We start from the raw sequence: 7,282 nt of genomic DNA, 5'->3' as shown, positions 1-7,282 counted from the left end.
CCCGAAGACCTCACCACACCCGGATGAGGAGCCTTCGCCATGCCCGCGCACCACACCCACCACCCCGCCAGAACAGAGGCCGCGCCCGCGGCGGAGCCGCAATCAGACACAGCAAATCCCGTCAGGACCGCACCCCCCGAAGACCTCACCACACCCGGATGAGGAGCCTTCGCCATGCCCGCGCACCACACCCACCACCCCGCCAGAACAGAGGCCGCGCCCGCGGCGGAGAGGCGCCGGGTGTCCGAGGCTCTTGCTCCGGTGCCGTGGCAGGCACCCGCGGCCTTGACGGCGTCACTTTCCGCCGGTACCCAGGGACCAGGGCCCGTTCCCCTGTGCGGTCCGCGGAGGTGGGGTTATGGCGGCAACGGCCAGGCACGAGACGCGGGCGCTGCTGAGGGCTCATCTGTCGGCCGCCTCGTCGTACCGGCATCTGACCCGCCACTGCCCCATCTGTCATCACCTGCTGCGGCTGGCGATGGACGCCGCTCCAGGGGTCCATGACGCGAGCGACGAGGAAGCGGAGGACGAAAGTCCCCGTCCCGCGTGACCAACGCCAAGTCCAACAGCCCGTCCGGCGTGGCACGCTGGAACACGTCACTCCACTAGCGCACACATGCTGCCGGCAACAACCGGCGAGGCATGTGACGGGAGTCACCGCATGACTTTTTGAAAGGGCGGAACTTACCCCTGCCCTACAACTGGTCAATTTAATATGTGCAATTGCACCGCCCCCAGGGGTCACGCACAGCGGTTCCGACAGCCCTGCCCAGACTCCGACAAGGCCGCTCACAGAGACCCGCCCACCCCTCGACCAGCGCACAAAAAAGATCGCGCTGGACCCGGCGGAGTCCAGCGCGATCTACGACGCACCCTGTGTCGCTGCCTACAACGTTCTCTTCGGCTTGGGCGTGAGGCCTGTTGGGGCAGGTCCCGCGTCGCTTGGAGCTAGGGGCCCGGGCGTCTCGGCGAGTTGGGGGACCAGCCGTATTGCCCGGTTATGCAGTTGTTCAGGCCTCGCTGCGCTGCTGCGGGATGCCCGCGAGCAGAGCGCGGACCTCCGCCTCGCGGTAGCGGCGGTGCCCGCCGAGCGTACGGATGGACGTGAGCTTGCCGGCCTTCGCCCACCGCGTGACCGTCTTGGGGTCGACGCGGAACATGGTGGCGACCTCAGCCGGGGTCAGCAGCGGCTCGGCATCAGGGGTGCGAGCGGTCATGAGCGGCCTCCTCGGGAGAACCGAACCTTCTCGGTTCTTTCCTCTAAATTCTGCACCTTGACCCGCGTTGCCCGAAATGGTCGACGCGAGTCGAGTCGGTTATAGGACGAACGGCTTGTCCTCGGCACTACAACTACACCATCTGTCCAGCCGCGTCGGCCAAACCGATGGAATTGCCCTCCCAGGTGTTCATCAGCGACGGAAGCCGATGGACCATGCCATAGCGGACAGTCACGCCGCTGTGACGATCAGTCACAGGGCGATCAGGAGTCACCAGACCCCCCAAAGCGTGCAATGCTGAGATTCCGCCCATGATGGAGCATAGTTGGACGGACGGAGCCTTCCCCGGACTCCTTGTCCTATTTTGGCATGAGGGGCGGCAAGAGACGCAAGGGCCGCGTAAGTGCCGTCCATCACCCTTGAGGCAAAAGTCCAGATCGGGACCAACGTCCCGTCGCAGGGACAAGTGCCGTAGACCGTACGTCGTTCGACGCCGTTCGAGCCGTGACGTACGTCACGCAGTTGCGTCACCCGGTCAGGTCGCTCAGTTCGCGGAACGCCGGTCCCGTACCGCCCGCCAGCGCTCCACGAGCCGCAGATAGGCCTCCCCGGCCGCCGCCCCGTCGCCCCGGCGCAGCGCCTCGATGCCGTCGGCCACGTCCGCAGCCGAGTGGTCCCCCTCCAGCTCGCCGGCCGGCAGCACATGCACCAGACCGCCGTAGTCCACCTCCACCAGCGAGCGCGGGTGGAACTCCTCCAGCCAGCGGCCGACGTCCACCAGGCCGTCGATCAGCGGGCTCTCCTCCACGGCATCCTTCAGCGCGCGCAGCGCCCGCGCCACCCGCCGCCGGGCCTGCACCATGGGCGTGCGGTAGCGCAGCAGCGGGGGCTCCTCGGCGGTGCCCTTCTCGTAGCGCCGCTCCTCGTCGGAGACCAGCACGAACCAGTTCAGCGGCACCTGCCAGGTCGCCGTGCGGATCCAGGGGCGGGCGTCGGGGTTGCGGGCGAGCCAGCGCTCGTAGTCCTGGGCGGCCTGGTGGCGTACGAGCGGCGGCAGCACCGCGTCCAGGATCGGCGCGGGCAGCTCCTCGGCCAGCTCGCCGAGCGCCTGCCAGCCGCGCAGCCGGGTCCGCCAGGGGCACACGCAGACCACGCCGTCGACCTCCAGCACGAAGGCGTCGCCGCTCTCGTGCACCGGCACCGCGACCGGCGGGGTGGGCAGCAAGTCGGCGAGGGAGCGGCGCAGTTCGTCCTGGTAGGAGGGGCGGTCGGGGCGGCGTGCGTAGCGCGCCCAGTAGCTGCGCTCCGGCTCCGGGAAGGCGCCCAGCGGCTCGTACACGCGCAGGTACGCGGCATAGGGGACGACCACGGAGGACACCTTCGGCACGCCTGCTCCCTCCCCAACGGGCCCAGCTCGAAAACCGCTGCGAGAACCTCTGCAAAACCACTGCAAATCGTCCCACGGACATGCGTGCACAAGCGGCGCGGGAGAGTGATCCTGAACACTGCACGGATGGCGGTCGTACCGAGGCTCTACGCTCAGGGCACGGCGCCCCGCCACCTGTACGGGGTTCCGCCCCACTCGCCGCTACTTACACAGGAGTCACCACAGTGACTGACGTAACCGGCGCACCCGCTGATGTCCTGCACACCCTGTTCCACTCGGACCAGGGCGGCCATGAGCAGGTCGTGCTCTGCCAGGATCGCGCGAGCGGCCTCAAGGCCGTCATCGCCATCCACTCCACCGCCCTGGGCCCGGCCCTCGGCGGCACCCGCTTCTACCCGTACGCGACCGAGGCCGAGGCCGTCGCCGACGCTCTCAACCTCGCGCGCGGGATGTCGTACAAGAACGCCATGGCCGGTCTCGACCACGGCGGCGGCAAGGCCGTGATCATCGGCGACCCGGAGCGCGACAAGAGCGAGGAACTGCTCCTCGCCTACGGCCGTATGGTCGCCTCGCTCGGCGGGCGCTACGTCACCGCGTGCGACGTCGGCACCTATGTCGCCGACATGGACGTCGTGGCCCGCGAATGCCGCTGGACCACCGGCCGCTCCCCCGAGAACGGCGGGGCCGGCGACTCCTCCGTGCTCACCGCCTTCGGCGTCTACCAGGGCATGCGCGCCTCCGCGCAGCACCTGTGGGGCGACCCCTCGCTGCGCGGCCGCCGGGTCGGCATCGCGGGTGTCGGCAAGGTCGGCCACCACCTGGTGAAGCACCTGCGCGAGGAGGGTGCCGAGGTCGTCGTCACGGACGTGCGCACGGACGCCGTCCAGCGGATCCTGGAGCAGTACCCGGCGGGCGTGACGGCCGTCGCCGACACCGAGGCGCTGATCCGGGTCGAGGGGCTCGACATCTACGCCCCCTGCGCGCTCGGCGGCGCCCTGAACGACGACAGCGTGCCGGTGCTCACCGCCAAGGTGGTGTGCGGCGCGGCCAACAACCAGCTGGCCCACCCGGGCGTGGAGAAGGACCTCGCCGACCGCGGGATCCTGTACGCGCCGGACTATGTGGTGAACGCCGGCGGAGTGATCCAGGTGGCCGACGAGCTGCACGGGTTCGACTTCGACCGGTGCAAGGCGAAGGCGGCGAGGATCTTCGACACCACGCTGGCCATATTCGCACGTGCGAAGGAAGACGGGATTCCGCCGGCCGCCGCGGCCGACCGGATCGCCGAGCAGCGGATGGCCGAGGCCCGCGCGGGACACGCCGCGCACTGACCGGTCGCACACGTGAGCGGTACCCGTCGGCGGGAACTTAGAGAGAACTCTCACTTCCACCGGCGGGTCGTTCCCCGATAAGTGGTTAAAATCGCCACTGACCAGCGAGGACGGGGCGCCTCGAAGGTCCTGTGCACACGCGCGGACTGCGGGCGACGTACCGTATGGGCGCGGGCTCAGGTACCGTGGAAGCCCTACGGACCGGCCTCTCTACGGAGGGTCCGTTCCGGATCATGAACGCGTGTCAGACTCTGGGGCCGTCGAGCCCCGTCACCGAGGGGGTCGAGCCATGGGGCGCGGCCGGGCCAAGGCCAAGCAGACAAAGGTCGCCCGCCAGCTGAAGTACAACAGCGGTGGGACTGACCTGTCACGTCTGGCCAGTGAACTGGGCGCATCGACTTCGAGCCAGCCGCCGAACGGCGAGCCGTTCGAGGACGATGAGAACGACGAGGACGATCTCTACTCTCGTTACGCGGACCTCTACGAGGACGACGACGAGGAAGAGGACGACAAGGATCCTCACCAACAGCACCGTCGCGGCGCTTGACCTTGCAGTGACCAGTCCGGTCGGTGGCAGAGCCACCGACCGGTTTCTGTGCTGTCCGCACGGTCACCGCGCGCCGGATCAGGCGGCGGCGCCTTTAGTTCGAGTAGGTCCCCACCAGCTCGGCGCCGGTCGTCTTGTCGCCACGTTCGGTGATCTCGCCGGCCACCCATGCCTCGACACCGCGGTCGGCGAGGGTCGCGAGGGCCACCTCGGTGGACTCCTCAGGGACGATCGCCATCATGCCGACGCCCATGTTGAGGGTCTTCTCCAGCTCCAGGCCCTCGACGTTCCCGGTCCTGCCGACCAGGTCGAAGATCGCGCCCGGGGTCCAGGTGGCGCGGTCGACCGTGGCGTGCAGCCCGTCCGGGATGACGCGGGCCAGGTTGGCCGCGAGTCCGCCGCCGGTGATGTGGCTGAACGCGTGCACGTCGGCGGTGCGGGTCAGCGCCAGGCAGTCCAGCGAGTAGATCTTGGTGGGCTCCAGCAGCTCCTCACCGAGGGCGCGGCCCAGCTCCGGGACCTCCGTCTCCAGGGCCAGGCCGGCGCGCTCCAGCAGGACGTGGCGGACCAGGGAGTACCCGTTCGAGTGAAGCCCGGAGGACGCCATGGCGATCACCGTGTCGCCCGTACGGATGCGATCCGCGCCGAGCAGCCGGTCGGCCTCCACGACGCCCGTACCGGCGCCGGCGACGTCGAAGTCGTCCTCGCCCAGCAGGCCCGGGTGCTCGGCCGTCTCGCCGCCCACCAGGGCACACCCGGCGAGCACACAGCCCTCCGCGATGCCCTTCACGATGGCCGCGACGCGCTCGGGGTGGACCTTGCCGACGCAGATGTAGTCGGTCATGAACAGCGGCTCGGCGCCGCACACCACGATGTCGTCCATGACCATGGCGACCAGGTCGTGGCCGATGGTGTCGTAGACGCCCATGCGGCGGGCGATGTCGACCTTCGTGCCGACGCCGTCCGTGGCGGAGGCGAGGAGCGGACGCTCGTAGCGCTTGAGGGCGGAGGCGTCGAAGAGCCCGGCGAAGCCGCCGAGGCCGCCGAGGACCTCGGGGCGCTGGGTCTTCTTCACCCACTCCTTCATCAGCTCGACGGCGCGGTCGCCCGCCTCGATGTCGACGCCCGCCGCTGCGTAGCTGGCACCAGTTGTCTCAGACATGACTGTGAGAGCTTTCGTGTCGTACTGCAGGGTGTTACGGGCGGCGGATCGCGTCGGCCGCGGCCGTGGCGGCGGGACCGGCCGCCAGCTCGGTCTCCAGCAGCTGCTTGCCGAGCAGCTCGGGGTCCGGCAGCTCCATCGGGTACTCGCCGTCGAAGCAGGCGCGGCACAGGTTCGGCTTGGCGATGGTGGTCGCCTCGATCATGCCGTCGATGGAGATGTAGGCGAGCGAGTCGGCGCCAAGGCTGGTGCCGATCTCCTCGATCGTCATGCCGTTGGCGATCAGCTCCGCGCGCGTGGCGAAGTCGATGCCGAAGAAGCAGGGCCACTTCACGGGCGGCGAGGAGATCCGGATGTGGACCTCGGCGGCGCCGGCCTCGCGGAGCATGCGGACCAGGGCCCGCTGGGTGTTGCCGCGCACGATGGAGTCGTCGACGACGACCAGGCGCTTGCCCTTGATGACTTCCTTCAGCGGGTTCAGCTTCAGGCGGATACCCAGCTGGCGGATGGTCTGCGAGGGCTGGATGAAGGTCCGGCCGACGTACGCGTTCTTCACGAGACCCGCGCCGAACGGGATCCCGCTCGCCTCCGCGTAGCCGATGGCGGCCGGGGTGCCGGACTCCGGGGTCGCTATGACCAGGTCGGCCTCGGCGGGGGCTTCCTCGGCGAGCCGGCGGCCCATCTCCACGCGGGAGAGGTACACGTTCCGGCCGGCGATGTCGGTGTCCGGGCGGGCCAGGTACACATACTCGAAGACACAGCCCTTGGGCTTCGCATCCGCGAATCGGGAGCTGCGCAGGCCGTTCTCGTCGACGGCGATGAACTCGCCCGGCTCGATCTCGCGGACGAAGCTGGCACCGCAGATGTCCAGGGCGGCGGACTCGGAGGCGACCACCCAGCCGCGCTCCAGGCGGCCGAGGACCAGCGGGCGGATCCCCTGCGGGTCACGGGCGGCGTAGAGCGTGTTCTCGTCCATGAAGACGAGGGAGAAGGCGCCCCGCACCTTCGGGAGGACCGCGTGGGCGGCCTCCTCGATGGTGAGCGGCTTGCCGTCGGCGTCGACCTGGGCGGCGAGCAGGGCCGTCAGCAGGTCGGTGTCGTTGGTGGCCGCGACCCGGGTGGACCGGCTGTTGTTGTCGTTCGGCAGCTCGGCGACCATCTCGGCGAGCTGGGCCGTGTTGACCAGGTTGCCGTTGTGGCCGAGCGCGATCGAGCCGTGCGCGGTGGCGCGGAACGTCGGCTGGGCGTTCTCCCACACGGAGGCGCCGGTGGTCGAGTAGCGGGCGTGTCCGACCGCGATATGACCCTGGAGCGAACCGAGCGAGGTCTCGTCGAAGACCTGGGAGACCAGTCCCATGTCCTTGAAGACGAGGATCTGGGAGCCGTTGCTGACCGCGATTCCCGCGGATTCCTGACCCCGGTGCTGGAGGGCGTAGAGCCCGAAGTACGTGAGCTTTGCGACCTCTTCGCCCGGAGCCCAGACACCGAAGACGCCGCAAGCGTCCTGGGGGCCTTTCTCGCCGGGAAGCAGATCGTGATTGAGTCGACCGTCACCACGTGGCACGGCACCGAGTGTAGGCGAGGTCGACCACTGGTCCGAATTGGGGATACGCGCCTCTAACGGATCAGCTGATGTCG

The 7,282-nt window shown here is 69.2% G+C and carries 7 protein-coding genes; 3 read left to right on the top strand and 4 right to left on the bottom strand.

From position 1 onward, the window contains the following. The first annotated feature begins 358 nt into the window (after positions 1-358). Positions 359-550 carry a DUF6274 family protein gene (locus AB0L75_RS32010; RefSeq protein WP_365188002.1) on the top strand — a complete coding sequence of 64 codons (192 nt, stop codon included), beginning with the start codon at positions 359-361 and terminating at the stop codon, positions 548-550. Between the two features lie 460 nt (positions 551-1,010). On the opposite strand, the gene bldC is transcribed toward AB0L75_RS32010, so the two are convergent. After that, on the bottom strand, positions 1,011-1,217 hold the full coding sequence (gene bldC / locus AB0L75_RS32005) for a developmental transcriptional regulator BldC (protein WP_003949541.1): 207 nt from the start codon (positions 1,215-1,217) through the stop codon (positions 1,011-1,013). A 544-nt stretch (positions 1,218-1,761) separates the two neighbouring features. Further along, positions 1,762-2,604 carry a hypothetical protein gene (locus AB0L75_RS32000; protein ID WP_365188000.1) on the bottom strand — a complete coding sequence of 281 codons (843 nt, stop codon included), beginning with the start codon at positions 2,602-2,604 and terminating at the stop codon, positions 1,762-1,764. 224 nt (positions 2,605-2,828) lie between these two features. Between AB0L75_RS32000 and AB0L75_RS31995 the strand changes: the two genes are divergently transcribed. Both AB0L75_RS31995 and AB0L75_RS31990 read left to right on the top strand, forming a co-directional pair. Then, the gene (locus AB0L75_RS31995; RefSeq protein ID WP_365187998.1) at positions 2,829-3,935 is read left to right on the top strand and encodes a Glu/Leu/Phe/Val dehydrogenase dimerization domain-containing protein; all 1,107 of its coding nucleotides are present in this window, start codon (positions 2,829-2,831) and stop codon (positions 3,933-3,935) included. A 289-nt stretch (positions 3,936-4,224) separates the two neighbouring features. Next, a complete protein-coding gene (locus AB0L75_RS31990; RefSeq protein ID WP_023548946.1) occupies positions 4,225-4,482 on the top strand; it encodes a DUF3073 domain-containing protein in 258 nt (85 codons plus the stop codon). 94 nt (positions 4,483-4,576) lie between these two features. Here the strand turns inward: AB0L75_RS31990 and purM are convergent, their stop codons facing one another. Further along, positions 4,577-5,644, bottom strand: coding sequence for a phosphoribosylformylglycinamidine cyclo-ligase (purM, locus tag AB0L75_RS31985; protein WP_365187995.1), 1,068 nt, complete (start codon positions 5,642-5,644; stop codon positions 4,577-4,579). Positions 5,645-5,678: 34 nt separating this feature from the next. Beyond that, entirely contained in the window at positions 5,679-7,208 is a 1,530-nt protein-coding gene (gene purF / locus AB0L75_RS31980) for an amidophosphoribosyltransferase (RefSeq protein ID WP_365187993.1), read from the bottom strand. Positions 7,209-7,282: the final 74 nt, after the last annotated feature.

The sequence above is a fragment of the Streptomyces sp. NPDC052101 genome (assembly GCF_040680235.1).
Classification (GTDB): domain Bacteria; phylum Actinomycetota; class Actinomycetes; order Streptomycetales; family Streptomycetaceae; genus Streptomyces.
This window is presented reverse-complemented; position numbering and strand designations above follow the sequence as displayed.

Excerpts from the sequence above, each read along its gene's own strand:
- purM (WP_365187995.1), bottom strand. The coding sequence starts at position 5,644 with ATGTCTGAGACAACTGGTGCCAGCTACGCAGCGGCGGGCGTCGACATC.
- bldC (WP_003949541.1), bottom strand. The coding sequence starts at position 1,217 with ATGACCGCTCGCACCCCTGATGCCGAGCCGCTGCTGACCCCGGCTGAG.
- AB0L75_RS32010 (WP_365188002.1), top strand. The coding sequence starts at position 359 with ATGGCGGCAACGGCCAGGCACGAGACGCGGGCGCTGCTGAGGGCTCAT.
- AB0L75_RS31990 (WP_023548946.1), top strand. The coding sequence starts at position 4,225 with ATGGGGCGCGGCCGGGCCAAGGCCAAGCAGACAAAGGTCGCCCGCCAG.